A 25427-nucleotide genomic window follows, 5' to 3' on the forward strand; every position below is an offset into this window, starting at 1 on the left:
AAAAGTTGTGGTTATCTACCCACAAATATAAGATTAACATTTAATAAAACGCCTTAATGAATACGATACAAATACTTTGGGTTGATGACGAAATAGACTTACTGAAACCCCATATTTTATTTTTAGAACAGCGCAATTATAAAGTCACCACCTGCCGAAGTGGCAGTGATGCCATTGATATACTTGACGATACTAATTTTGATATTGTATTTTTAGATGAAAACATGCCCGGGTTAACCGGCCTGGAAACTTTGAATGAGATCAAAGAAAAGCAGGACACCCTACCTGTCGTCATGATTACCAAAAGTGAAGAGGAATATATCATGGAAGAAGCTATTGGCAACAAAATAGCGGATTATTTAATTAAGCCCGTAAATCCGAATCAGATATTATTAAGTTTAAAAAAGAACCTGGACCATTCCAGGTTGGTATCTGAAAAAACCACGTCTAACTACCAGCAGGAGTTCAGAAAAATTGCCATGGATATGGCTATGGTGAACTCATATGAAGCCTGGGTAGACCTATATCAAAAACTGATTTACTGGGAAATTCAGCTGGAAGACATTGAAGACACCGGTATGTTTGAGATATTGGAATCTCAGAAAACGGAGGCTAACATTCAATTTGGTAAGTTTATTGAAAAGAACTATCCAAACTGGTTTAAACCGCATACTGATGCTCCCATTATGTCTCACACACTTTTTAAAGAGCGCGTGGTTCCGGAAATAAGTAAGGAGCAACCAACTGTTTTGGTGGTCATTGATAATTTGCGCTATGACCAGTGGAAAGTTTTTGAACCGGTCATTAATAACTATTACAAAAAGGAAAAAGAAGAAGCTTTTTACAGCATTCTTCCTTCGGCTACTCAATATGCCAGGAATGCTATTTTTTCAGGGTTAATGCCAGGTGACATGCAGAAGTTGTATCCGCAATATTGGAAGAACGATACGGATGAAGGCGGGAAAAACCTCCATGAAGCCGATTTTCTGGACGCTCAAATGAAACGATTGGGATTAAATAATTTAAAATACGAATATCACAAAATAACCAACTTAAGGAACGGTAAAAAACTAGCGGATAACTTTAAGACACTTAAAAAGAATGATCTAACGGTTATTGTCTATAATTTTGTTGATATGCTGTCGCATGCCAAAACCGAAATGGAAGTTGTAAAAGAGCTGGCCTCCAATGATAAAGCTTACAGGTCTTTAACCCTGAGCTGGTTTAAAAACTCACCGCTTTTAGAGATGATCCAGCACGCGCAACAATTAGGATTTAAACTAATTTTAACAACAGACCACGGTACCATTAATGTAAAGAATCCATCAAAAGTTATAGGAGACAGGGACACCAGTTTGAATTTAAGATACAAAACGGGACGCAGCCTGACCTACGATTCTAAAGATGTTTTAGAAGCCAGAAACCCTAAAGAACTGCATTTACCGTCTATAACTATGAGTAGTTCTTATATATTCGCGAAAGGCGATCTGTTTTTTGCCTACCCCAATAACTACAATCATTATGTTAGTTATTATAGAAATACCTATCAGCACGGTGGTGTGTCTTTAGAAGAAATGATCATTCCCTATGTGGTTTTTAGTCCTAAGTAGGATGCTGGTATATATAATTTATAGCTCTCCTCTTAAAATTCAAGAGGGTAATGTGAGTCGGTTTCCAAAAGAAACACTGGAAGAAAGCAGCGTTTTATTTATTTAACCCTCCGAATCCCGATTGACATCGGGATCCACCTCCCTTTAAAAAAAGGGAGGAGCAGCTAAAAAGTTAATTATTGCGACAAAAAATAGCCATTAAAGAGGATTTAGAATGACAATTTCAGAACCTTTAAACAGTTTATAGTCAGACTAAATAATCTATGTAACGCAAAAAACATCGATGAAATACACTTTTTTCTAGGTTTTTCAAAAATATATTCATAATATTGCACTAAATATTGTTCAGTTTGGAAAAAAACTATTCATTAGATCATGTAGATGCCGTTGCAAAAGAGATCGTTGAGAGCGTGACTAGCAAAACCATTTTCCTTTACGGAGTCATGGGTGTTGGTAAAACCACCTTAATTAAATCTCTTGTTAAATGCCTGGGAAGTACCGATGAAGTTAGCAGTCCTACGTTTTCTATTGTTAATGAATATGAGGCCGGCGAGCAATTGATCTACCATTTTGATTTGTATAGGATCAACGATTTGGAAGAAGCATTTAACTTCGGAATTGAAGATTATTTATACACTGATAATTGGGTAATTGTAGAATGGCCGGAACTGATTGAACAAATAGCCCCTGAACGATTCGACCGAATTGACATTGCCTTAAATGATGACAATTCCAGAACGTTAAAATTGAATTTTAAACCAGAATTAACCTAAAAAAAGCCCGCTGAAAATAATGCTAAAAACCACTTAAAAGCTCACTGTTTTTGAAGTTTTACGGGAAAACCACATTGCAAAATTGACGAAACAGTTCTTTTTAACATTTCTTTAACATTTCGCTGAATAGTACACCCTAGCCTTTAGTTAAATTTGGGTAATTAATTAATTAAATCCCTTATAAAATGAAAACTAAAAAGTACTTAATTGCGATAGCATTACTAGGAGGAATGTTATTTTTAGCACAGGCAGCTGACGCATTCAATCAAAATGGAGAACAAACCGCAAAAATTGACAAAAGAAAGGTTAAGATTCCAGGACAGCACCAATAAGAAAAACCTTGTTCAAGGTAGTATTATAGCTACTTTTATTGCTATAACACCTTATTTATTTACATTATGGAAAAGTGTTCCAGATCAAGCGACCTGGGACACTTTTTTTGGTTCAATAACTAGTAATTATTATGAAAGTGTTCAAGTTTTGGTCTGGACCTTAATGGGACAACTTATACCATTGGTTCTGTTGTTTGTTTGGGTTTTTACTAATAGACATTGGTGGTATCATGTTATTTTTGTGCCTATAGCCATGTATGTCTACCATATAATTGAGATATTAAATGATGAAATTCTTTTTACCGAAACGAATCAAATATTATATCTATTACCTGTAATGGCGGTTATTATACCTTCCATTTACTTAATAAGAGCCAGAATTTTTAACAAAATAAATGAAGCCAGTAAGACTATGGAAGAATTAGAAGAGGAGTTCAAACTATCTCCAAAAAACTTTTGGGCAAAAGTTAAAGATTATTTTTAGTTTTCTCCGCTTCTTTCTAATCTATCTCGTTCTCTTAGATCAATAGTTTTGTTCTTAGTTTTCAATTTAGTATTCCCAAACTTATAATTAAAACCAATTGTAAAAAGCCTGTTTTCCATTCTAGATCTCATAAAAATATCCTGATTAAGATATTTGGTAGCTTGATTAAAGTTTTGAGTATTAAAAACATCTGTAACACCAATACTCAATGAGGCTTTATTATTCCAAAAACTCTTGCGCAAATTGATATCTAAACCCAACCTGTCACTAATAATAGAAGGGCCGTCTGCTATAGGAGATATATACAACAATGATACATCTGCATTTAAGCTTTTATCTTTTAACAAAGAAAAGTAATTATTAATTTGAGTATATACAGACCATTTATCAGTAGTATTCAATTGATTGTTGCTTTCTAGACTTACATATCTATTATCATAATAAAACAAAGAGGATAACACATATAGATCCCAATCTTTGGCTATGGAACTGTATGTTGTAAAGTCAAACCCATACGAAATACTCCTGTCTATGTTGGTATTTACATATTTCAAAAGGTTGTCATCATTATCCTGAAACACTATTTCAATAGCGGGATCATTTTCATAACGGTAATATAGTTCAAATGTATAGGTATTATTTAATGTATAGCCTAGTGTAAATACATTATCTATCTGTGGTACTAATTTAGGATCACCAGTTATAAAAGAATTATCGTTTAAAAAGAACTTAAAGGGGTTCAACTGACTGTATCGAGGCCTGAAAATCCTCTTGCTATAATTGAAATAAACCTCATTATTATCATTGATCCTGTTTGTTATATAAACAGAAGGGAACAGTTTTAAATAATCATTATTATTCACCTCATTTGCTGAAAGGGAGTTGCCTTTAATATCTGTATATTCGGCTCGTAACCCGGCTTTTAAACTCCATTCGTTCCAATCTTTAGAATAACTCATATAAGCGGCATAATTGGTTTCATCATATAGAAAGGTATCTGAATTTTGCAAATCCTCAACCCTGGTATCGCCTTCAAACGTATATTGTGTTAAAACACTCTCCGAATCGATATTGGATACCTTGGCTCCTGCTTCAAATACTGAAACGTCATCAATAGGCAACTCGTAATCTATCTGTCCTGCATTAAGCTTAATTACCTGGCTTGAAAAGGTTTGAAACCGGTTGTCCCTGATCAAACTTTGATCCGGAAATAAGTAATCCGTATCCACATTTTGAAAATCAGAATAATCATAATTGGTATGATGCATACTTATAGATAACTGCTCCCCTGCCCTTTTAAATTTGTGAATATAGTCTAAAGTAAACGCCATGTTAAAAGATTCTAATACGGAACTATTAGCCGTATTGAAGGTAGAATCTAAAACTTTATCGGCACCAAATACTTCCGTTATAGAGTTGACATCCGTTTGAGAATGCTTTCGGGGTGCTATTAACATGTTGGTGGTAAACCCTATACTATTTCTGGCATCAAATTCATAGTCAATATTAGCATTGATAGCGTTGTACCTGGACTCTATGGTTTTCCCATAATCCGTTTCCCAACTGCTAGTGTTTGAGCCATTATCAATAAAATTTACAAACTCATCTTTTTCCCTGAAATCTTTCCTGGGACTTACGTTATAATTTATATAGGTGCTAAGCTTTTTTGTTTTAAAAAAATGGCTGGTACCCAAAGCATATTTTGGGTACTCAAATCCCTGTTTGTAATTACCAAACACACTGCCATTATAACCGGCAATGATATTTTTACTGGTAACTATATTTAAAACAGCACCACCTTCAGCATCATATTTGGCCGGTGGACTGGTGATCACCTCTACAGCTTTAATATTGTTTGCAGGGGTTGCTTCCAATAATTGTTGTACTTCTTCGGCGGATAAATACACCCGCCTGTCATTTAAATAAACCATGGGCGTAGCGTTCTTAACAGTTATACTACCATCATATACTAACACGCCCGGGGTGTGTTTTAAAACATCCAGCACATTATTATTAGATAACGTAGAGTTCTCCACATTAAACACCAATCGGTCTACCATACGTGTTACAGTCGGTTTTTTGGCTACTACAGTGACGCCCTTAAGTGTTTCGACATTTTCTTTAAGAATGATGTTTTGAAGTTTGACGTTTGCCTTTATATCAAGGGGCATTTCAATGGGTTCATAGCCTAAAAAAGTAACTTTAAGGATGTAATTAGACGCACTTAAGCCTTCTATTGTAAAACTACCGGAGTCATCAGTTGTTGTACCTGTGATAAGTACATCATTATCGAGCAATACCACGTTTGCAAAGGCCACAGGGTTGTTCTTTTCATCAAAAACACGGCCTTCTAAAACGAAATCTTGAGCAAAACAAGTTATAGAAAAGAATAAAAATGAGAGCGTTAATAATCTTTTAAACATACAATAGTTTGTATATACAAACATAACATAATTTAATTAAAAAGCCCTATGGAAAAACCTCAGGGAATTTAATTAAAATTCCCACAGCCAAACATTTTCTACCAGATAACCAAATCAATTATTTTTTGGTTTTTATCAACATTAGAAAATTTATTTGTAATTTGATTTTTATTAGTGAAACTCTATTTTGAAAAGTTGCGAAGCAATACATTCAAAATGGCTAGTTAAACTAATCCCGTTGAAAAACGGGATCTCAGATAAATTAGCTCAAAGCTCGCATTTTAAGCTTGTTGAGAAAATCATTAACTGAACCATTATGTCTAAACAACTTTCTCCGTTCTCTAAACAGGAGCTTTTACCTCAAGAAGAAACCCTTGAAATATTTAAGAAAAAAGGCGAGTTATTTATTGGTATTCCAAAAGAAACCGATTTTCAGGAACAACGAATTTGTTTAACGCCGGATGCCGTTTTTGCATTGGTTAATAACGGGCACAAAGTTTTACTTGAGTCCGGTGCCGGTGAAGGTGCCAGCTTCAGTGATAAAGATTACAGCGAAGCCGGTGCGGAGATCACTAAAGATACGGCCAAGGTCTTTGCCTGTCCCATGATCCTCAAGGTCGAACCGCCTACCCTGGAGCAAATAAAGCTTATTAATCCACAAGCTATTTTAATTTCGGCATTGCAGTTAAAAACACAAACTAAAAAATATTTTGAGGCCTTAGCTTCCAAACGCATTACAGCCTTAGCGTTTGAGTTTATCAGAGATGCAGACGGCACTTATCCGGCAGTTAGGTCGTTAAGTGAACTGGCCGGAACCGCATCGGTTTTAATAGCCTCAGAATTGCTATCGGATACCAAAAACGGCAACGGGTTGATGTTTGGGAACATTAGTGGTGTACCGCCTTTGGAAGTGGTTATTTTAGGTGCTGGGACCGTAGGAGAATTTGCCGCCAGAGGTTCCATGGGATTGGGAGCCAATGTCAAGGTTTTTGATAATTCCATTACCAAGCTAAGATGCATTCAAACCAATTTGGGAAGGCCCTTCTTTACATCCACCATACAACCCAAAAACCTCACCAAGGCCCTGAAACGATGTGATGTGGTTATTGGCGCTGTACGAGGAAAAAACAGGTCCCCCATAGTCGTATCAGAAGCCATGGTACAATCCATGAAAAAAGGGTCCATTATTATTGATGTTAGTATAGATATGGGAGGCTGCTTTGAAACCAGTGAAGTCACCTCACATAAACAACCCACTTTTGTAAAGCACGGTGTTATTCACTATTGTGTCCCCAACATTCCTGCAAGATACCCCAGAACCGCCTCAGTTTCAATCAGTAATATTTTTACGCCGTATTTAATGCAAATTGCCGAAGACGGTGGCATTGAAAATTCGTTAAGATTTGATAGAGGTTTAAGAAATGGGTTGTATTTTTACCACGGCATTTTAACCAGTAAACCTGTAGGAGAATGGTTTGATCTGAGCTATAGTGACGCCAACTTGCTCATTTTCTAATTAATCTCTGCAAAACAATTCAAATGAAATTTATTCAACGTTTGGGCTACTATTTAGGTGGCCTCTCTATAGGGCTTATCATTTTGGCATTCTTCTTAAACGGTAAAAAAGTCTCCTGTGATTATGGCCCGGAAGCCAGAGTTTTAAAGAACATAAACTCGAAACAGCTGTATTACACCAATGCATTTATAAAGGATTCCGCAGTTATAAATCATATTTTAAAATTCGGGGATGTTAATTTTTCGGAAAGCCATCCCAGGCAGGAACCTTGCGGCATTTATAAGGTTGAAGGACTTTATAATGATGATACAGCTATTTTAAGTGTTGAAAATTGCGATAGTATTGCCAAAATATTAGACCTTAAAATAGAGAAATAACAATGCTTAAGAGAGGTTTTGATGTTGTTTTTTCCATAATAGGCCTGATAGTTTTATTCCCTGTTCTGCTGCTGATTTCCATTTTAATTAAGCTAGACTCCAAAGGTCCTGTTCTATTTATTCAAGGTCGCGTGGGCAAAAACAATAAGGATTTCAACATTTATAAGTTCAGGACCATGCGTATGCTTTCTGAAAAAAAGGGTTTGTTAACCTTGGGAAATAACGACTCAAGGGTCACGAAAGTTGGCTATTTTCTAAGGCGTTATAAAATTGATGAGTTCCCGCAATTAATAAATATTTTAAAAGGCGACATGAGTTTTGTCGGCCCCAGGCCGGAACTTAGATATTACGTGAATTATTATAGTGAAGATGATATGGAGATCTTCTGTGTAAGGCCGGGAATAACCGGACTTGCCTCATTAAAATACAGAAACGAAGTAGAACTTTTGAAAGCGGCTGACGACCCTGAAGATTTTTTTATTAATACTGTGATCCCGGATAAACTTAGATATAACAAAATGTATATTCAAAAGCAGAATTTCTTTTTTGATCTCAAGTTAATAGCTCTGACTTTTGTTAAAGTGATCACTAAATAGTTCATTTACAGGCACTTTTTTGACATCGTAATTTGGCTTTAAGGCTATTTATTCATATTTTGCAAATGTATTTCAACCCCAAAAACAAACTTTTCAACGATGCAGCCTACTGGGATAGATCAAAAATCGGTACAGCAAATCCAAGAATTAATAGATGGTTCTGATTTATTTCCCGGGAATTCCAGTTCAAAATTACCCCTAGATTTTAATTTTAAAGACGATACCATTCTCATTACCGGAGCAGCAGGGTCTATAGGCAGTGAAGTTACTAGTCAGTTATTAGGTACCAGGTTCAAAAAACTGGTGTTGATTGACAATGCGGAATCACCTCTTTACAATTTGGTCAAGCAACTGGAACTGGATGCCCGTGAAAATGTAGAATTTGTTTTAATAGACATCAGAGACCAGGAGGCCATGCGATGGCTTTTCAATACTTATGCTTTTACGGTCATTTTTCATACTGCGGCCTATAAACATGTGCCCTTGATGGAGGAAAATGCCTATGAGGCGGTAAGGCTAAATATTTTTGCCACAAAAATCATAGCTGACCTATCCATGGAATACAACGTTAAAAAATTTGTTTTTATATCGACCGATAAGGCAGTAAAACCTATTAATGTAATGGGTATGACCAAACGTATAGCCGAATCCTATTTAAATTACCTTAACTCTTATGGCAAAACAAATTTTAAATCGGCCAGATTTGGTAATGTTTTTGGTTCAAGCGGATCTGTAGTTCCCATTTTCTTAAAACAAATACATTTAGGCAGGCCTGTTTCTTTAACCAGCTATGATACTACAAGATATTTTATAAGTAAAGTAAAAGCCGGTTATTTGATACTAAAAATGGCTGCCCTTGATGAAAACGATGGGTGTTTATTTACTTTTAATATGGGAAACCCCATTAAAATAATAGATTTAGCTAAAATCCTAATAAAGCATGTTACAGGAGATAACCCTCATAAAATTGAAATAATAGGATTAAGGCCCGGTGAGAAGATACATGAAGATCTTTTTTCTGAAAATGAGCATTTAGAACTTACTAAGCATACTGACATTTTAAAAGTTAGGCCTCATCATGATTATTCCGAAGAGAAAGTATCTTTCAACCTATTATCAACAGTGAACTCCGAAATGAAAAATACAGAGGTCAAAGCCATTTTAGAAGATTGTATCTATCAGCTACAAAATTCGCCTTCGCTTCTTTTCGCTATTTAATAATTTAAGTTCTCTTCCTGTTTGTCCGGCAACAGAGGTATTCTCTTCCGCCCTTCTGATTAAATAGGGCATAACATCTCTAACAGGGCCAAAAGGAATATACTTGGCTACATTATAGCCCAAATTAGCAAGATTAAAACTTATATGGTCACTCATACCGTACAATTGCCCAAACCAAACCCGGGGATCGTTATTTTTTAATCCTTTGGCTTCCATAAGTTCCATAAGTAAATAAGAACTTTCTTCATTATGGGTTCCTGAAAAAATCGATATACCATCTAAATGATCAATGACATAGCGTAACCCATTATTAAAGCTTTCATCTGTAGCCAGTTTATTTTTACATATAGGCGATTCATAACCTAGCTCTTCCGCCCTTTCATTTTCTTTTTCCATATAAGCCCCCCTTACAAGCTTGCAACCAAGAAAATAACCTTCATCCATAGCTTTTTTGTGCTCTTTTTTTAAGAACTCTAATCTATCATGTCTATACATTTGAAGCGTATTAAATACTATAGGTTTCTCAGTATTATATTTTTTCATCATTTGGGTCACCAGATCATCAGCGGCATCCTGCATCCAGCTTTCTTCGGCATCAATTAAAACAGCTACGTCATTTTCTTTCGCCCTTCTACATACTATATCAAACCTTTCAACTACTTTTTGCCACTCGCTTTGCTCTTTATTTGTTAGGGCTATACCGCTTCCTACTTTTTCATATAAATCAAACCTGCCAAAACCGGTCGGTTTAAATACAGCAATGGGAATAGCATCGATGTTTTTAGCAAAATCAATTATTTTAAGGACCTTTCTGGCGGCAGCATCAAATTCCCCTTCCTCTTCCTTACCCTCAACAGAATAGTCTAAAACAGAACTCACCCCCTTTTTGAACATTTTATCTATAACCGGCAAACAGTCATCCTCATTAACGCCTCCGCAAAAATGGTCAAATACCGTAGAACGAATCAAACCCTCTATTGGTAGTCTGGCTTTAATGGCAAAATTAGTAGCCGCTGTACCAATCCTAACCAGGGGCTCAATAGAAATCATTTTAAATAAAAAATAGGCTCTTTCCAGTTCAGAATCGTTTTTTAACGAAAAAGCAATTTCGGTATTATCAAAAATTCGCTCGTTTTTTTGCATTATCTTTAAAATTTAGTGCAAATATAATTAACCATATGTTATCATTTTATATAAAATCTCCTTAATTTCACAGCCTTAAAAAATGCTATTATTTTATGGATTCTATTACTTATAAAGATTGTACAATTCATTTTAATAACGACTGCTATTTAGCTATTAATAAACATCTTAAGAAGCATAATTTTTCAAAGATATTTATTTTGGTTGATGAAAACACACATCAACATTGCTTGCCTATTTTCTTAGAAAAACTTGAGGCAAACGCAGAAATTGAGATTATTGAAATAGAATCCGGCGAAGAAAATAAAAACATTGACACTTGTGTTGGGGTTTGGAATACACTTTCTGACCTTGACGCGGACAGAAAAAGTTTGGTAATCAATATTGGTGGTGGGGTTATAACCGATTTGGGCGGATTTGTAGCCTGTACTTTTAAGAGAGGTATTGCCTATATAAATGTGCCTACAACACTTCTTTCTATGGTTGATGCATCTGTAGGTGGTAAAACGGGGGTTGACCTGGGGCATTTAAAAAACCAAATTGGTGTTATCAGTGATCCGGACCTGGTGCTTATAGATTCTTATTTTTTAAATACTCTTCCGGCAAATCAAATGCGGTCCGGTCTGGCAGAAATGCTAAAACACGGTTTAATAAGTGATGAAGCTTACTGGAATAGGTTTCAGGATCTATCAGCACTTAATCTGGCTGATTTGGACGAATTAATTCACCAATCTGTCATTATTAAAAAGGACGTAGTTGAAGCCGACCCATTTGAAGATGGCTTGCGCAAAACTTTAAATTTCGGACATACATTAGGCCATGCCATAGAGTCCTACTTTTTGAGCAACCCTAATAAATACACGTTATTACATGGAGAAGCCATCATAGTAGGCATGATATTAGCTTGTTACATTTCTTCGGAATTATCAGGTTTTCCAAAAGAAGCTACGAATAGCATCAAGGCCTTATTCCTTGGGTATTATGGTAAGGTGACCATTGACAAAGAGGAATATGGACCAATAATTGAATTGCTTAAATACGACAAGAAGAATAATCACGGTAACATCAATTTTGTATTGCTTGAAGCTATAGGAAAGCCAAAAATTGATTGTAAAGTAGATGACGATATCATAATTGATGCTTTTGAATTTTATGCTAGTTAATGGTAGTTATTAATGTTTCATTTTTTCTCTAAAAAATTATTCTTAAAAGATTTACTTGAAGGTTTTGTAGATATACATAATCATATACTTCCCGGAATTGATGATGGGGCTAAAACAGTTCATGAGTCTATAGACTTAATTCTTAGCCTTAAAGAGTTGGGAGCAAAAGAATTCATCCCAACGCCTCACGTCATGCAGGATTTTTATCCTAACACAGATGAAACTATTGGAGATTCGTATGGAAGACTATTAGAGGCACTAAATAAAACCAAATTGCTTTCTGAGGTCACAATTAATCCTGCAGCCGAATACATGCTTGATGATAATTTTGAAAAATTATTAAAAACCAAAGATTTATATACCCTTAAGAAAAGTTATGTTTTGGTTGAAATATCATATTTCCAGCCACCGCTTAATTTAGAAGACATTATATTTGATATTAAGACCCATGGTTATTTACCTGTTTTAGCGCATCCGGAACGTTATGCTTATTATCATAAGAAATTGGATTATTATAAGAGACTAAAACAATTAGGGTGTTTTTTTCAGCTTAACTTATTGTCGTTAACTAACCATTATGGAAATAATGTAGAAAAAACCGCCAAACGTTTGATTGAAGAAAATTTAATCGACTTTATTGGTTCTGACGTTCACAATAAAAACCACGTAATGAAGCTTTCAAAATCAACAATAAGCAACAATAAGATTTTTGATTCTTTAAAACAGGTAATTAGGAATACTAATACTGTGTTTTCAGTTACTTAAGCCTTAATTCTACCAAAAAGGCCTTTCCTTTTGGAAGCACCATAATATCCATATTTGGCACCATATCCAAAGTTAGACTCTTTCACATCATTTACTATAAGCATCATACCGTTAAGCTTTTCTTCTGTGTGAAGCTCTCTTGCATAGTTAAGGATTCGCTTTTCAGTATATCCGGCTCTTGTTACATAAATAGTATGCCCCGCATATTGACTAATTAATAAGGTATCTGTCACCAGCATAGCCGGAGCAGTATCAACTATAACGTAATCATACTGATCTGAAGCTGCATCAAACAGTGTTTTCATCCTGTCGTTCATCAAAAGTTCCGCTGGGTTTGGAGGTACTTTACCGGAAAGCATAATGTCTATTGATATATCATTTATACTATAAGAATTTATAGCTTCTCCAAGTATAATTGATTTATCAACTAAATATTCTGTTAACCCCACTTTAGATTGATTGGTATCTTTTTTATTCTTGATTGCCGAATATATTTGAGGGTTTCTGATATCTGCTCCAACTAACAACACTCTTTTTCCTGTATTGGCCAAAGTTAATGCTGTATTTAAACTAACAAAAGATTTTCCTTCACTATTAATAGTTGAAGTAACAAATATGACATTGTCATAATTTTTCACATTTCTCCCTCTTTTAACATAATCAAAATTAGTACGTATAATTCTGAAAGACTCGGACATGATAGATCTATCATTTCTTTTAATCAACCCGTTTTCTTTCTTACCAAAATTTGGGATCTCACCTAAAACGGAAATGTTATTGATTTCATTCTGTAAATCTTCCTTATTATGGATTTTTGTATCAAAAAGGTCTTTAATATAAATAACTCCGAAAGGAATAAACAAGCCAATAAATAGTGCCCCAAGATACATGACCATAGGCTTTGGAGAAATTTCGCTTCCTAAACTATAGGCTTCTTCAACTACCTTAACAGTTGGAGAAATTGATGAAATAGATATTGTGGCCTCTTCTCTTTTTTCTAATAAATATATATATAAAGCTTCTTTAATGGATTGGGTTCTTTCAATAGAACGAAGTGTTCTTTCTTGATCCGGTGCAGAGTATAATTTGGAATTAATTCTTCTGGATGAGTTATTGAGAACACCAAGCTGAATATTGAGAGTTTGCTTGGTATTGTCTATACTTTGTCTTAAACTATTTCTAATTTGTGAAAGGGTATTATCAAGCTCTACAACAACCGTATTATTCTCTCCGGCACTTTTTAAATAATTTTCTCTTTGCACCAATAACTCATTGTACCGATTAGCCAAACCACTAATAGCCACATCACCTCCTCCCAAATTTGACGGAATACTTTCAAATGGATTATCTCCCAAAGTTTCATTCATATATTCAAGCATACTAATTTGAGTGGTAACTTCTTGTATAAGTTGTTCGTTTTGTACACTGGAAGAAAAAGCTTGAGTAGCGGTCGATGCAATATCTGCTATTCTATTTCTGGACTTATACCCAACAATACTGTCATCAACACTTTCTAAGTCTGAAGAAATTGATTTAACACGGTCATTAATAAAATTTGCAGTATTAATAGCTTGTTTTCGTTTTTTATCAATTGTAGAGAAGTTATATTCATCAATTAAAGAACTGACAACATCAATAGCCTTTCGCTCTACAGGGTCATCCATTGTAATATTTATAACTTTCGACGACTCTCTTGACGGATACACATCTATGCTCTCCTTTAAGTATTGCGCCATATCTTCTACCGGAGAAATTCTTATTCTGATAGCCTGGTTAATATATCTGCTTATTCTTTTTTCCGAAGGTGTTAGAATGATACCTCCAAAATCAGTTTCTATTTTCTCTCCAAATGATATTTTTTTTCGAACATCATCTTCGTATTCCCAAAAATTGAATTCCGTAGATGAAATAGGCTCAATGTAACAGCTGAAACGGGTCTGGTTAATTACTGAATCAGATTCAATAAAGTTAACCTTTACAGGAGTACGCTTATAGATTTCATGCTCATTGACTCTACCTTGTACAAAAAATTGAACATTTAAATTAAGTTTCTCTACTATATTTGTTAAAAAACCTCTGGACAGTATAACTTGAATCTCATCTTCAATTTCAGCTTCCTGATTCCCTGAAAAAATGGTTAAGTCTTTAATTACTCCCTTGCCTGATTCATTCTCAGTATCATCAAGTATCATTACTTTCGCTTTGGCAGTAAACTCAGGTATAGTGGATCTTAATTTATAATACGCCCCTCCTAAACATATAATTACACACAAAACAAACCATTTCCATTGCTTTAAGTATAAGGATAAGGCCTTCTTAATATCAAAATTTTGAAACCCAGATGTTTTTTGTTCTAAACTTTCCATGGTTACAACAAATTATCTTCTTGTGAAAATCAAAGCTAAACTCACGGCAATACTAGCCAAAGACGAAATTAAACCAATTCTCGAATCTCCCGATGCCGCACTAATGGCTCCGCTATTTGGGTGTACATATACAATATCATTCTGCGTTAAATAGTAAACCGGTGAGTTAAAAACTTCCTTACTGGTAAGATCTATTCTGGTATAAGTCTTAGTGCCGTTAAAATCCCTAATTACAGTAACGTCTTTCCGTTTTCCACTAATTTGTAAATCTCCTGCCATTGCTATTGCCTGTAAAATTGATATACGCTCTCCTGAAATAGGATAAACACCAGCATTGCCAACCCAACCTAATATAGTAACTGTGTAATTCTTAATTCTAATAATTACAACCGGATCTTTCAATAAATTACCTTCTTCAAATTTCTTTTTTAATAGTTGCTTGGCTTCTTCAACAGTCAATCCAAGAAGCTTTACTTTTCCCAGTACAGGATAGTCTATATTACCGTCTGAGTCAATTAAATAATCTATTAATTGTCCACCACCACCTTCGCCACCGGTACCATCAACTATATTATAAGGTTTTGTAACTTCAGGGTTTATTGTAGAAACATAAATACTTAATACATCACCTATTTTAAGTTTTGCCCTAAAGGTGTCTGTATCAACTATGGTTTCAAAATCTTTAGCATCCTGGAAATATACAATATCCTTTTTGGTATAACAGGAAGTTAAAATCAAAAAAGAAACTACCACGTAAGCAGCCTTACTTTTGAAAAAATAGTGGTTCATAGTAAAAATTATTTGGGGAAAGTAATAAAAATTTAATTATTTATTAAAGGTTGCCATAAGTTTTACTGGACTTTTCCTCTGAAATGCCCTTAACTTTCTTGTAAATTTGAACTCTTTTGTCAAAACGTTCATAGTCTGAGTTATTAGACTTATATTCAGGTATTAACTGCTTCATTTTCATCACAATATTATTACTTTGAAAACGATTTGTTATGCAAAGTTCTTCTATTGAAGCTTTAACCTTTTCATAATCAAGATCTCTAGTCTTGCTTATCATAATTTTTTTGTGATAAGTAGATAACGTATTTTCACCATTAGCCAAAAGTTCTTCATAAAGCTTCTCTCCAGGTCTTAATCCGGTAATTCTAATATCAATATCCTCAGGGTAACGTAACCCGGATAATTTGATCATGTTTTTAGCTAAATCATAAATCTTAACACATTCTCCCATATCAAAGATAAATATCTCACCACCCTTACCCATGGTTCCGGCTTCTAAAACCAGTTGTGAAGCTTCAGGGATGGTCATAAAATATCTGGTAATATCTTTATGGGTTAAAGTTAATGGGCCACCTTCCTCGATCTGCTTTTTAAATAATGGTATAACAGATCCATTTGAGCCTAAAACATTTCCAAATCTTGTTGTTATGAACTTGGTTTTACTTTCTTTTTGAAGGCAACTAATATACATTTCTGCCATTCTTTTTGTAGCTCCCATTACACTAGTTGGGTTAACAGCTTTGTCTGTTGAAACGAAAACAAACTTCTTAACATTGTATCTCGATGCTGTATCCGCAAGAAGTTTTGTTCCGTTTACATTAATTTTTATGGCCTCATAGGGAGATTTTTCCATTAAGGGCACATGCTTATAAGCAGCTGCATGAAATACCATGGTTGGTTTGTGATATTGGAAAATGATATCAATTCTTAAACCGTCTCTAATATCAGCAACTATAGCAGTGAAATTATGCTTACCAGAACGCTTTAGGTCTTGTTGAACATCATATAAGGCAGATTCTGCCTGATCAATAAGTATTAAATGCTTAACATCAAATTTAGATAATTGGTTAACTAATTCACTACCTATAGATCCGGCTGCACCAGTTACTACAATGGTTTCTCCTTTAAATTCGTTGATTAGATTTGGATTGTCAATTTCAATAGGCGGACGCCCAAGTAAATCTTCAATCTGAACTTGTTTTATTTGATTAGCACTAAATTCTCCGTCAATCCATTTTTCAATAGGTGGTACTTTTTTCACCTGTACATCCAAATCAATCAAACTATCCACTAACTTTATAAGCCTCTTTGGTTCAATGGTTTGAGAGGCAACAATTATTTCATCAATACGATTGGTTCTTATGAACTTCTCATTGATTTCTTTTGATGAAATAATGTTAATGCCATTAATCAGTTTTCCGCGCTTTTTAATATCATCATCAATAAAGTTGATAATATTGAAACTTTTATCGGTACCATTTAATAAAGCATTGTAAGTTATAATACCAGAATCTCCAGCACCGTATATTAATATATTCTTCGAAGTTTTAAATTTACATTTTAAGTAATTATAACCCAATTTGAATATCAACCTACTACCGGCTAGAGCTACAAAACTCAATAAAGAATGTATTACGATTATGGAAAAAGGAATGGTAAAACTTGGCATCAATGAAGTTGTTCTATTAATAAATACGCCAACCGAAGCTATTGTGGCAATTAATACCACGGATTTAAAAACATTTACCACATCGGTAAAGCCGGTATGTCTAATAACACTTTTGTGGGAGCCAACTACCAAAAAGCTGGTAGCCGCTACAATAGCCATAAACGGTAATTGAACGAAAAATTGCTGAGTATCAAAATTCAATGTAAAATTAAACCTAATTAAATAAGCCGAAAAAAGGGTTATTAGTACAATGGTTAAATCAATACAAAAAACAAGCCACTTAGAGGCGTATCTTTGTGAAAGATTAGAAAAGTAGTCTCTTATCATAGGTAAGGGGATTTTAATATTATATTTAGAATTCGGTCTAAATCGTCTTGACTTAAATTAGATCCACTTGGCAAACAAAGCCCTTTTTCAAAAAGATCTTCTGAAATACCATTAGTGAAATGTAAATAATCTTTAAAAACCGGTTGCATATGCATAGGCTTCCAAAGCGGTCTTGATTCTATATCTTCTTCTGATAAAGCAAGACGTATTTGTTCACGCATATCATATGAACTGGTCTTTATACAAGTTAGCCATCTGTTAGAATAAAAGCCAATTGGTTCTTCTAAGAAACTAATTGAACTGTATTTAGATAGATTAGCCTTATAAAATTCAAAATTCTTTCTTCTGGCCGCTACTCTATCATCTAGCACTTCCATTTGACCACGGCCAATACCAGCAACAACATTACTCATTCTATAGTTAAAGCCTATGGACGAGTGCTGATAATGAGGGGCGTTGTCTCTTGCTTGAGTAGACAAGAAAACAGCTTTGTTCTTTAATTCTACGCTATCTGTAATCAAAGCGCCTCCACCAGAAGTGGTAATTATCTTGTTTCCGTTAAAAGATAGGATAGCCATATCTGATAGTGTTCCACAGGCCTGATTAAAATAGGTACTTCCAAAAGCTTCGGCACTATCTTCAATAACAGGGATTTCATATTTCCTGGCTATATCATTAATTTCGTTTACTTTATACGGCATTCCATACAGATGTACGGCAATTATGGCTTTTGGCTTTCTGTATTTTTCAATTCTATCTTTAATAGCTATTTCGAGTAATTCCGGGGATATATTCCAGGTGTCTTGTTCACTATCTATAAACACCGGTGTGGCTCCCTGGTATATAATTGGATTAGCAGAAGCCGAAAAAGTAAAACTTTGGCATAACACTTCATCTCCGGCTGAAACATTTAATAATTGAAGTGCTAAATGAATAGCGGCAGTACCTGAACTCAAAGCAGCTACATGCTTGTTGCCTCCTAAATATTCCTGTATATCATTTTCAAAGCCATCCACATTAGGTCCTAATGGTGCTATCCAATTTGTATCAAAGGCCTCTTCTACAAACTTTCGCTCCGAACCTCCCATATGAGGTGATGATAAATATATTTTTGTCTTAGTCAACATTTAAATTTTCTTAAATTTAGAGCATACAAATCCATTACAGGTTTTCTACCTATACAACATTATTGAATAAACGTCATGGATTTCCCTCTAAACATCAAAACAAAATCAATTTTCATTATTAGCTTAACAATCAACTTGTATTAAAACTGTTTCTTAAAAACATTTTAATTAATTAATCCTTTTATTTTATTCAGACTAATTAAGAGAGATTTTTAAAGAATAAATTTTCAATAAACCTTTTTAATACAATTAAATCAACTTGCTATTAATCAATTCAATTTTGTATTTTACGGGGTAAATTTAGTAATTGTTTTAAAGCAAAGAGATTAGATTTAGGTTATTTCGCTAAAAGAGTAATAATATTCGGTTAACTACATAAATCATTTTAGTTAAAAGTAAAACTGTGCAGATTATCGATTTATTAGGTTTTATTCGACATATTGGCTGTAATACTACATTAACAAATAGTTAATATTCTATAGTTAAAATGTCTTGTTTATATATTTTAATTTGCGAAACTATCAGGAAAATGTTTTATTCATCGATAATTTTAACACCTTTCTGAATTTCATCGGAAAAAATATAACCTTAATATAAATAGTTAATTGTTTTAAATTAATTTTTTTCATATTTGCCGCTAATAAAACAAGCCCTAATTTACTATGACCGACCAACAGCTTAATATTTTAAAAGGAAAACAGGTCCTTGTTACCGGAGGAGCCGGCTTTATTGGTTCTAACTTGTGCGAAACGCTTCTGGATAACAATATCGACGTTATTTGTTTAGATAACTTTTCTACAGGAAAACGGGAAAACATTACTCCCTTTGTCGACCTTAAAAACTTCAAGTTAATTGAAGGTGATATTAGAAATTTAAATGACTGTAAAAAAGCTTGTGAAAATGCGGATTACGTTTTGCATCAAGCCGCTTTAGGTTCTGTTCCCAGATCTATTAATGACCCCATTACTACCAATGATGTTAATGTCTCAGGGTTTTTAAATATGCTTATTGCATCCAGAGATGCCGGAGTTAATAGATTTGTTTATGCTGCCAGTTCTTCTACTTATGGTGATCATGAAGCATTACCAAAAGTTGAAGATGTTATTGGAAAACCACTATCTCCCTATGCTATTACAAAGTATGTAAATGAATTATATGCTGATATTTTTCATAGCACTTATGGTTTAGATTCTATTGGTTTAAGGTATTTTAATGTTTTTGGAAGAAGGCAGGACCCTGACGGAGCCTATGCCGCAGTAATACCTAAGTTTGTGCAACAATTAATCAAGCGCGAATCCCCGGTAATTAATGGTGATGGAAGCTATTCCAGGGATTTTACATATATTGACAATGTAGTGCAAATGAATATTAACGCACTAACTACTCAAAACGAAAAAGCGCTAAATACGGTATATAATGTGGCTTATGGTGAAAGAACTACATTAAAACAATTGGCCGCTTTGTTAAAAGAAAACTTATCTAAATTTGACCCGCAAATAGGTAATATTGAAATTAAGCACAGAGACAAAAGAGTTGGAGACATTCCGCACTCTTTAGCTTCCATTGACAAGGCAAAAAAATTATTAGATTATAATCCAAAATTTGATATCAGTAAAGGGTTAAGTGAGGCTGTTGACTGGTATTGGAAAAATTTAAAATAAGAATGAACGATATAAAAATAGCAGTTATAGGTTTAGGGTATGTAGGCTTGCCTTTGGCCAGGCTTTTTGCTACTAAATACCCTGTTGTTGGGTTTGATATAAATCAGAACAGGATTGATGAATTAATGAGAGGTATTGATTCTACGCTTGAAGTTGATGAACATGAATTGAAATCCGTTTTAACAGAAACATTAAATAATAGTATTGGATTATTTTGTTCAACAGATATTGAAGCTATCAAAGATTGCAATTACTACATAGTTACCGTCCCTACACCAATAGATAAAAATAACAGACCGGATTTAACCCCTTTATATAAATCAAGTGAGGCGGTAGGGAAAGTCCTTAAAAAAGGGGATATTGTAATTTATGAATCTACTGTTTATCCAGGTGTAACTGAAGACGAATGTGTACCTGTACTTGAAAAGATAAGTGGACTTAAGTTTAATAAAGACTTTTTCGCAGGCTATTCTCCGGAAAGAATAAATCCAGGTGACAAATTACATACAGTAGATAAAATTCTAAAAGTAACGGCAGGTTCAACTCCTGAAATAGGCAAAAAAGTTGATGCGCTGTATGCGAGCGTTATTACTGCTGGCACCCACTTGGCTCCCACTATCAAAGTTGCCGAGGCAGCTAAGGTAATTGAAAATTCACAGCGTGATATTAATATTGCGTTTGTTAACGAACTTGCCAAGATATTTAACAGATTAGAGATTGATACTCATGATGTTTTAGCTGCGGCTGGAACCAAATGGAATTTCTTGCCTTTCAAACCGGGCTTGGTTGGTGGACATTGTATTGGAGTTGACCCCTATTATCTGGCACAAAAAGCTCAGGAAGTTGGCTATCACCCCGAAATTATATTGGCTGGCAGACGAGTTAATGATGGTATGGGACAATATGTTGCATCTGAAATCATCAAACTCATGCTACATAATGATTTAAAGGTAAAAGGGAGTAATATATTAGCATTGGGAATTACTTTTAAGGAAAATTGTCCTGATGTAAGAAATACAAAGGCTGTTGATGTTATTGAAGAAATAAAAAGTTATGGTGCCCATGTTACCATATACGATCCATGGGCCAACCCTGAAGAGGTCGAACATGAATATAATTTGGAAACCGTAAGGGAGCTTCCAAATAAAAAATTTGATGCCATTGTTTTAACCGTAGCTCATAAGGAGTTTTTAAACAAAGAGCTCTCTTCCCTCTTAAATCCCAATGGCATTATATACGACGTTAAGGGGGTCATTGAAGAAAAGGTTGATGGACGCCTTTAAGTATTAAAATTTAGAAGTTTTGAGCCAGCTAAAAAAAGGAGCATTTTTAAATTACACAACAATTTTTCTTACGAATATTGTAGGCTTACTTCTGACTCCTTTCATTTTAAATCATTTGGGAAAGTCAGAATACGGTGTATATATTACCATAGGAGCCTTAGTAGGCACTATTGGCATCTTAGATTTTGGCTTAAATAACACTATCATTAGATTTGTAGCTAAATACAAAGCCGAAAAAGACAGAAGAAGCGAAGAAAATTTTTTGGCAACAGTAATGCTTATCTATTTTGCTATTTCAGTCATAGCCATTATAATTGGAGTAATTTTCTATGGTTATATTGATTCCTACTTCACTAAAATGGATCCGGAGGAAATACGGATAGCCAAGGTTATATTCGCGCTGTTAATACTTAATATGGCAATAGGCTTGCCTGGTGGCACCTTTGTAGGTGTTTGTTATGGTTACGAGTCTTTCGTTTTCCCTAAATCACTAAATATAATTAGATATTGTTTAAGGTCGTTAACGGTTGTTGGAATCTTACTACTTGGCGGAAAGGCAATAGCTCTGGTAGTTATTGATACAATATATAATATTGTTGTAATATCTATTCAAGCCCATTTTGTATTTACAAAATTAGATGTAAGATTTAAATTGCATGAATTAAGTAAACGGTTTATAATAGAAATTTTTAGCTACTCCATCTGGATATTTGTTTTTTCATTGGTTAAGGTCTTTCAGTGGAAAGCCGGCCACTGGGTACTAGGACGATTGGCTACTCCCGAAGTTCTTACCATTTATGGCATTGGTATTACATTGGGAACTTATTACGGAGCCTTTTCAACGGCAATTTCAAGTGTGTTTTTGCCAAGAGCCACCAAAATGACCGTTGGTAATGCCAGTGGGGAAGAATTAACGTCTATGATGATTAAGATCGGAAGAGTGTCTTTTATTGTTTTAATGTACATTTTAGGCGCATTTTATCTATTCGGAAATCAATTTGTAATGATGTGGGTTGGAGGTGAATTGGGTCAAAGCGGAAGCTACGAATCATGGCTCATAGCATTTATCATTATGTTAGCCTATACTTTACCTCTAATTCAAGGTTTTGGAAATTCCATCTTAGAAGCCAAAAATAAACTAAGATTTAAAGCTACGCTATACCTGTCATTTATGATTGTTGGCGCCGGTTTGGGTGCGCTACTGGCCTATTATTATGGTGCCGTAGGAATGATTATAGGTACGGTAACCGGTTGGTTGATTGTACAAAATGTTATGAATTTTTATTATCATCGGGTCATTGGATTAAACATTATCAGATTCTTTAAGGAGTTATTGAACAGAACCATAATTTCTTTTGGCTTAACACTTCTAGTTGGGTATTTCATTAATATGATACCAGGTGTAGGATGGACTAATTTTATCCTTAAAGCCGTTTGTTATTCCATCGTATATTTCTTAACTACCTATTACATTGGAACCATTGAATTTGAGAAAAGATTATTTAAAGACACACTCTCACCAATTTTATCAAAAATTAAAAGTTGATGTTTAAATTACATGACATATCGTTTCAGGAGCATGGCAAAAAAATAGCTTATGACTATACTATTGATGATAAAATCAGAAGTTACTTTAATGTCAACAACCTGTATTATGTCTATTACGATCAGGATGTTAGCACCACCCCAATGAGTCTGGCGGTCATTCCTTTATTAGCCAATATAATGCCACTTTCCTGGTTTATTGGTTTTGATGTTTATATAGATGAAATTGATGAAACTTTCTATAAATCACTACAAATATTGAAAGAACAGTTTATCAAGTTTCATCCCAATAATACCTTAGGAGGTAATTTGCATGTCAATAAAATTGTTAAGAATGAAATAAATGGAAATGGTACCTCACTACTGTTTAGCGGTGGTTTGGATTCCTTTGATTCGCTAACTCGTCAATACAGTAAAAAACCTTTTTTGATTTCTATTCATGGCGCTGATGTTGAGATTAATGATAGAGAGCGCTGGAACGAATTTAAAAAGTTTAATTCTGAAGAAACCATATTGGATCAATCCAGGCTATTCTATATTGAATCTAATCTTAGAGAGTTCTATACATACAAAGTAGACTTATTAGTAGACCACTTAGGTTGGTGGGGAGCTGTACAGCATGGTATGGCACTGATAGGCGTATTAGCTCCGTTAAGTTATAAACATGGTTTTACCAATCTTAATATAGCTGCTTCGGCAACCAACGAAATAAGTTATAGCTGGGGGTCTTCTCCATATATCGATGAAAACATGAAGTGGGCTAACACAACAGTCACACATGAAGGGTATCAATTTAAAAGAACGGATAAGACCGATAATGTAGTCAAATTTGTTAACGATACGGGATATAATATTAAGCTTCGTGTTTGCTATGCAGATGAAAGACAAGGCTACAATTGCAACAGGTGCCATAAATGCCAAAGAACCATTTTGAGTCTGATTTTGGCGGGAGCTAATCCGGAAGACTACGGATTTAAAGTTCCTAATGATTTCTATAAACTCATATTCAGAAACTTTGGTGATGATTGCATAATGACCAAGGGCATCAAATACCAATGGACATGTATCCAGGACAAAGCAGCAAGCGTAGACCGTTTTTTTGTTCTTAATGATGAGCTTACAGAAAGTGATGCCATTAAGAGATTTGCATCCTTAGATTTGGATAAAATAGTAAATAAAAACGAATCAAAAGTTAAACAAAATAAAAAACGTAGGCATATATTAAGAAATAAATTCCCGATACTTTATAAAATTTACCAAAAACTTAAATCATAATCATGAAATACGGACTACTTACATATCAGGAACGCAAAGAAAAATACAATGTTGGAGACTATGTTCAAAGTCTGGCAGCAAAACAGTTTCTTCCCCAGACCGACCTGTTTATGAATAGAGAAAAACTGGGAGAGTATGATAGTGATACTATTAAACTAATAATGAATGGATGGTTTACGCATAATACCCATCATTGGGTGCCATCGGAGTACATTCTGCCTTTATTCGTTTCATTCCATATGAACTCTACTGCTGCTCCTTTTATGTTATCAGAAAAAGGGATTGCGTACCTAAAAGCACATGAACCAATTGGATGTCGCGACAAATTCACTGTGAAATTATTACATGAAAAAGGAATTGATGCTTATTTTTCTGGTTGCTTGACTTTAACTTTAGACAACTATAAGGTAGACGATTCTTTGAGAGGTGATGACATTTACATTGTAGATCCATTTTACAATTATCCTACTACGGATAAACTCTTCTTAACACCAAAGTCCTTTGTTCGTGGCGTTTTAAATGGAGATACTTTCAATCTTGGTAAAATCAAAAAGCAATTAAAGAAAGTAATTGATAAAGACTTATTGGAAAGTGCCAATTATGTGACTCAAGTTTTACCAGTAGGAAAACAGACTGATGAGGAAAAGTTTGCTTATGCCGAAGAATGTTTAAAAAAATATGCCAAGGCCAAACTGGTAATTACTTCTAGAATACATTGTGCTTTACCTTGTCTTGCAATGGGAACTCCCGTTATTTTCCTGAATTCTTTTAACACGTTTGTTGATACCTGTAGGTTTGATGGTATCATTGAATTATTCAATCGAATTGATGTAGCTGATGATGGGAGTTTTACAAACAACTTCGGGCTGGAAGGTAAAATAACTAAAGATACCATGGTCACGAATTTAGGTTTGCATCACAAATTGGCTGAACCTTTAAAGAAAAAATGTAAAGACTTCATACTTTAAAATATACTAACTACTAC

General features: G+C 34.4%; 21 protein-coding genes. 15 read left to right on the forward strand and 6 right to left on the reverse strand.

Annotated features, from left to right (window positions below):
• The first annotated feature begins 56 nt into the window (after window positions 1-56).
• The 4 genes from Q0983_RS14390 (at window position 57) to Q0983_RS14405 (ending at window position 3199) form a co-directional block, all read left to right on the forward strand.
• On the forward strand, window positions 57-1610 hold the full coding sequence (locus Q0983_RS14390; protein WP_299554698.1) for a bifunctional response regulator/alkaline phosphatase family protein: 1554 nt from the start codon (window positions 57-59) through the stop codon (window positions 1608-1610).
• A 350-nt stretch (window positions 1611-1960) separates the two neighbouring features.
• Complete coding sequence (gene tsaE, locus Q0983_RS14395; RefSeq protein ID WP_299554701.1) at window positions 1961-2383, forward strand: tRNA (adenosine(37)-N6)-threonylcarbamoyltransferase complex ATPase subunit type 1 TsaE; 423 nt, start codon at window positions 1961-1963, stop codon at window positions 2381-2383.
• Between the two features lie 185 nt (window positions 2384-2568).
• Entirely contained in the window at window positions 2569-2715 is a 147-nt protein-coding gene (locus Q0983_RS14400; RefSeq protein WP_299554704.1) for a hypothetical protein, read from the forward strand.
• Window positions 2675-3199 carry a hypothetical protein gene (locus Q0983_RS14405; protein ID WP_299554707.1) on the forward strand — a complete coding sequence of 175 codons (525 nt, stop codon included), beginning with the start codon at window positions 2675-2677 and terminating at the stop codon, window positions 3197-3199. Before Q0983_RS14400 ends, Q0983_RS14405 begins: the two co-directional genes overlap by 41 nt.
• Here the strand turns inward: Q0983_RS14405 and Q0983_RS14410 are convergent.
• The gene (locus Q0983_RS14410; protein WP_299554710.1) at window positions 3196-5622 is read right to left on the reverse strand and encodes an outer membrane beta-barrel family protein; all 2427 of its coding nucleotides are present in this window, start codon (window positions 5620-5622) and stop codon (window positions 3196-3198) included. The genes Q0983_RS14405 and Q0983_RS14410 overlap by 4 nt on opposite strands.
• A gap of 316 nt (window positions 5623-5938) precedes the next feature.
• Here Q0983_RS14410 and Q0983_RS14415 point away from each other — a divergent pair, with 316 nt between their 5' ends.
• From Q0983_RS14415 to Q0983_RS14430, 4 genes are all read left to right on the forward strand, one after another.
• Window positions 5939-7138: an alanine dehydrogenase gene (locus tag Q0983_RS14415; RefSeq protein ID WP_299554713.1), complete on the forward strand. Its 1200-nt coding sequence runs from the start codon at window positions 5939-5941 to the stop codon at window positions 7136-7138.
• A 23-nt stretch (window positions 7139-7161) separates the two neighbouring features.
• Window positions 7162-7515 (forward strand): hypothetical protein, encoded by a 354-nt coding sequence (locus tag Q0983_RS14420; RefSeq protein ID WP_299554716.1) that lies wholly within the window; start codon window positions 7162-7164, stop codon window positions 7513-7515.
• A 2-nt stretch (window positions 7516-7517) separates the two neighbouring features.
• Window positions 7518-8111 carry a sugar transferase gene (locus tag Q0983_RS14425; protein ID WP_299554719.1) on the forward strand — a complete coding sequence of 198 codons (594 nt, stop codon included), beginning with the start codon at window positions 7518-7520 and terminating at the stop codon, window positions 8109-8111.
• Window positions 8112-8210: 99 nt separating this feature from the next.
• Window positions 8211-9329, forward strand: a complete 1119-nt coding sequence (locus tag Q0983_RS14430; protein WP_299554722.1) for an SDR family NAD(P)-dependent oxidoreductase — start codon at window positions 8211-8213, stop codon at window positions 9327-9329.
• On the opposite strand, the gene Q0983_RS14435 is transcribed toward Q0983_RS14430, so the two are convergent.
• Window positions 9294-10472 carry a proline dehydrogenase family protein gene (locus tag Q0983_RS14435; protein WP_299554724.1) on the reverse strand — a complete coding sequence of 393 codons (1179 nt, stop codon included), beginning with the start codon at window positions 10470-10472 and terminating at the stop codon, window positions 9294-9296. The two genes, Q0983_RS14430 and Q0983_RS14435, sit on opposite strands and share 36 nt — an antisense overlap.
• A gap of 95 nt (window positions 10473-10567) precedes the next feature.
• On the opposite strand from Q0983_RS14435, the gene aroB reads away from it, so the two are divergent.
• The gene (aroB, locus tag Q0983_RS14440; protein ID WP_299554727.1) at window positions 10568-11635 is read left to right on the forward strand and encodes a 3-dehydroquinate synthase; all 1068 of its coding nucleotides are present in this window, start codon (window positions 10568-10570) and stop codon (window positions 11633-11635) included.
• Between the two features lie 12 nt (window positions 11636-11647).
• Window positions 11648-12400 carry a CpsB/CapC family capsule biosynthesis tyrosine phosphatase gene (locus Q0983_RS14445; protein WP_299554729.1) on the forward strand — a complete coding sequence of 251 codons (753 nt, stop codon included), beginning with the start codon at window positions 11648-11650 and terminating at the stop codon, window positions 12398-12400.
• On the opposite strand, the gene Q0983_RS14450 is transcribed toward Q0983_RS14445, so the two are convergent.
• From Q0983_RS14450 to Q0983_RS14465, 4 genes are read right to left on the reverse strand one after another with little or no spacing between them, the layout of a single operon-like run.
• The gene (locus Q0983_RS14450; RefSeq protein ID WP_299554732.1) at window positions 12397-14766 is read right to left on the reverse strand and encodes a tyrosine-protein kinase family protein; all 2370 of its coding nucleotides are present in this window, start codon (window positions 14764-14766) and stop codon (window positions 12397-12399) included. The two genes, Q0983_RS14445 and Q0983_RS14450, sit on opposite strands and share 4 nt — an antisense overlap.
• Before the next feature lie 12 nt (window positions 14767-14778).
• A complete protein-coding gene (locus Q0983_RS14455; protein WP_299554735.1) occupies window positions 14779-15555 on the reverse strand; it encodes a polysaccharide biosynthesis/export family protein in 777 nt (258 codons plus the stop codon).
• A gap of 43 nt (window positions 15556-15598) precedes the next feature.
• Complete coding sequence (locus tag Q0983_RS14460) at window positions 15599-17551, reverse strand: nucleoside-diphosphate sugar epimerase/dehydratase (protein ID WP_299554738.1); 1953 nt, start codon at window positions 17549-17551, stop codon at window positions 15599-15601.
• Window positions 17548-18678, reverse strand: coding sequence for an aminotransferase class I/II-fold pyridoxal phosphate-dependent enzyme (locus Q0983_RS14465; RefSeq protein ID WP_299554741.1), 1131 nt, complete (start codon window positions 18676-18678; stop codon window positions 17548-17550). Before Q0983_RS14465 ends, Q0983_RS14460 begins: the two co-directional genes overlap by 4 nt.
• Before the next feature lie 662 nt (window positions 18679-19340).
• On the opposite strand from Q0983_RS14465, the gene Q0983_RS14470 reads away from it, so the two are divergent.
• Genes Q0983_RS14470 through Q0983_RS14490 form a run of 5 tightly spaced genes read left to right on the forward strand, consistent with a single transcriptional unit; the run spans window position 19341 to window position 25410 of the window.
• Window positions 19341-20339 (forward strand): SDR family oxidoreductase, encoded by a 999-nt coding sequence (locus tag Q0983_RS14470; RefSeq protein WP_299554744.1) that lies wholly within the window; start codon window positions 19341-19343, stop codon window positions 20337-20339.
• A gap of 2 nt (window positions 20340-20341) precedes the next feature.
• Window positions 20342-21622, forward strand: a complete 1281-nt coding sequence (locus Q0983_RS14475; RefSeq protein ID WP_299554747.1) for a nucleotide sugar dehydrogenase — start codon at window positions 20342-20344, stop codon at window positions 21620-21622.
• 19 nt (window positions 21623-21641) lie between these two features.
• On the forward strand, window positions 21642-23168 hold the full coding sequence (locus Q0983_RS14480) for an oligosaccharide flippase family protein (protein ID WP_299554749.1): 1527 nt from the start codon (window positions 21642-21644) through the stop codon (window positions 23166-23168).
• Window positions 23168-24442 (forward strand): hypothetical protein, encoded by a 1275-nt coding sequence (locus Q0983_RS14485; RefSeq protein ID WP_299554752.1) that lies wholly within the window; start codon window positions 23168-23170, stop codon window positions 24440-24442. The genes Q0983_RS14480 and Q0983_RS14485 overlap by 1 nt, the downstream gene beginning before the upstream one ends.
• A 2-nt stretch (window positions 24443-24444) precedes the next feature.
• Window positions 24445-25410 carry a polysaccharide pyruvyl transferase family protein gene (locus Q0983_RS14490; protein WP_299554755.1) on the forward strand — a complete coding sequence of 322 codons (966 nt, stop codon included), beginning with the start codon at window positions 24445-24447 and terminating at the stop codon, window positions 25408-25410.
• Window positions 25411-25427 lie beyond the last annotated feature (17 nt).

The organism is Seonamhaeicola sp. (genome assembly GCF_028281565.1).
In the GTDB taxonomy this organism is placed as follows: domain Bacteria; phylum Bacteroidota; class Bacteroidia; order Flavobacteriales; family Flavobacteriaceae; genus Seonamhaeicola.

What these genes read in the sequence shown, in the direction of transcription:
- Q0983_RS14390 (WP_299554698.1), top strand. Translation starts at nt 57, where the DNA reads ATGAATACGATACAAATACTTTGGGTTGATGACGAAATAGACTTACTG.
- Q0983_RS14400 (WP_299554704.1), top strand. Translation starts at nt 2,569, where the DNA reads ATGAAAACTAAAAAGTACTTAATTGCGATAGCATTACTAGGAGGAATG.
- Q0983_RS14410 (WP_299554710.1), bottom strand. Translation starts at nt 5,622, where the DNA reads ATGTTTAAAAGATTATTAACGCTCTCATTTTTATTCTTTTCTATAACT.
- Q0983_RS14415 (WP_299554713.1), top strand. Translation starts at nt 5,939, where the DNA reads ATGTCTAAACAACTTTCTCCGTTCTCTAAACAGGAGCTTTTACCTCAA.
- Q0983_RS14420 (WP_299554716.1), top strand. Translation starts at nt 7,162, where the DNA reads ATGAAATTTATTCAACGTTTGGGCTACTATTTAGGTGGCCTCTCTATA.
- Q0983_RS14425 (WP_299554719.1), top strand. Translation starts at nt 7,518, where the DNA reads ATGCTTAAGAGAGGTTTTGATGTTGTTTTTTCCATAATAGGCCTGATA.
- Q0983_RS14430 (WP_299554722.1), top strand. Translation starts at nt 8,211, where the DNA reads ATGCAGCCTACTGGGATAGATCAAAAATCGGTACAGCAAATCCAAGAA.
- Q0983_RS14435 (WP_299554724.1), bottom strand. Translation starts at nt 10,472, where the DNA reads ATGCAAAAAAACGAGCGAATTTTTGATAATACCGAAATTGCTTTTTCG.
- aroB (WP_299554727.1), top strand. Translation starts at nt 10,568, where the DNA reads ATGGATTCTATTACTTATAAAGATTGTACAATTCATTTTAATAACGAC.
- Q0983_RS14445 (WP_299554729.1), top strand. Translation starts at nt 11,648, where the DNA reads ATGTTTCATTTTTTCTCTAAAAAATTATTCTTAAAAGATTTACTTGAA.
- Q0983_RS14450 (WP_299554732.1), bottom strand. Translation starts at nt 14,766, where the DNA reads ATGGAAAGTTTAGAACAAAAAACATCTGGGTTTCAAAATTTTGATATT.
- Q0983_RS14455 (WP_299554735.1), bottom strand. Translation starts at nt 15,555, where the DNA reads ATGAACCACTATTTTTTCAAAAGTAAGGCTGCTTACGTGGTAGTTTCT.
- Q0983_RS14460 (WP_299554738.1), bottom strand. Translation starts at nt 17,551, where the DNA reads ATGATAAGAGACTACTTTTCTAATCTTTCACAAAGATACGCCTCTAAG.
- Q0983_RS14465 (WP_299554741.1), bottom strand. Translation starts at nt 18,678, where the DNA reads ATGTTGACTAAGACAAAAATATATTTATCATCACCTCATATGGGAGGT.
- Q0983_RS14470 (WP_299554744.1), top strand. Translation starts at nt 19,341, where the DNA reads ATGACCGACCAACAGCTTAATATTTTAAAAGGAAAACAGGTCCTTGTT.
- Q0983_RS14475 (WP_299554747.1), top strand. Translation starts at nt 20,342, where the DNA reads ATGAACGATATAAAAATAGCAGTTATAGGTTTAGGGTATGTAGGCTTG.
- Q0983_RS14485 (WP_299554752.1), top strand. Translation starts at nt 23,168, where the DNA reads ATGTTTAAATTACATGACATATCGTTTCAGGAGCATGGCAAAAAAATA.
- Q0983_RS14490 (WP_299554755.1), top strand. Translation starts at nt 24,445, where the DNA reads ATGAAATACGGACTACTTACATATCAGGAACGCAAAGAAAAATACAAT.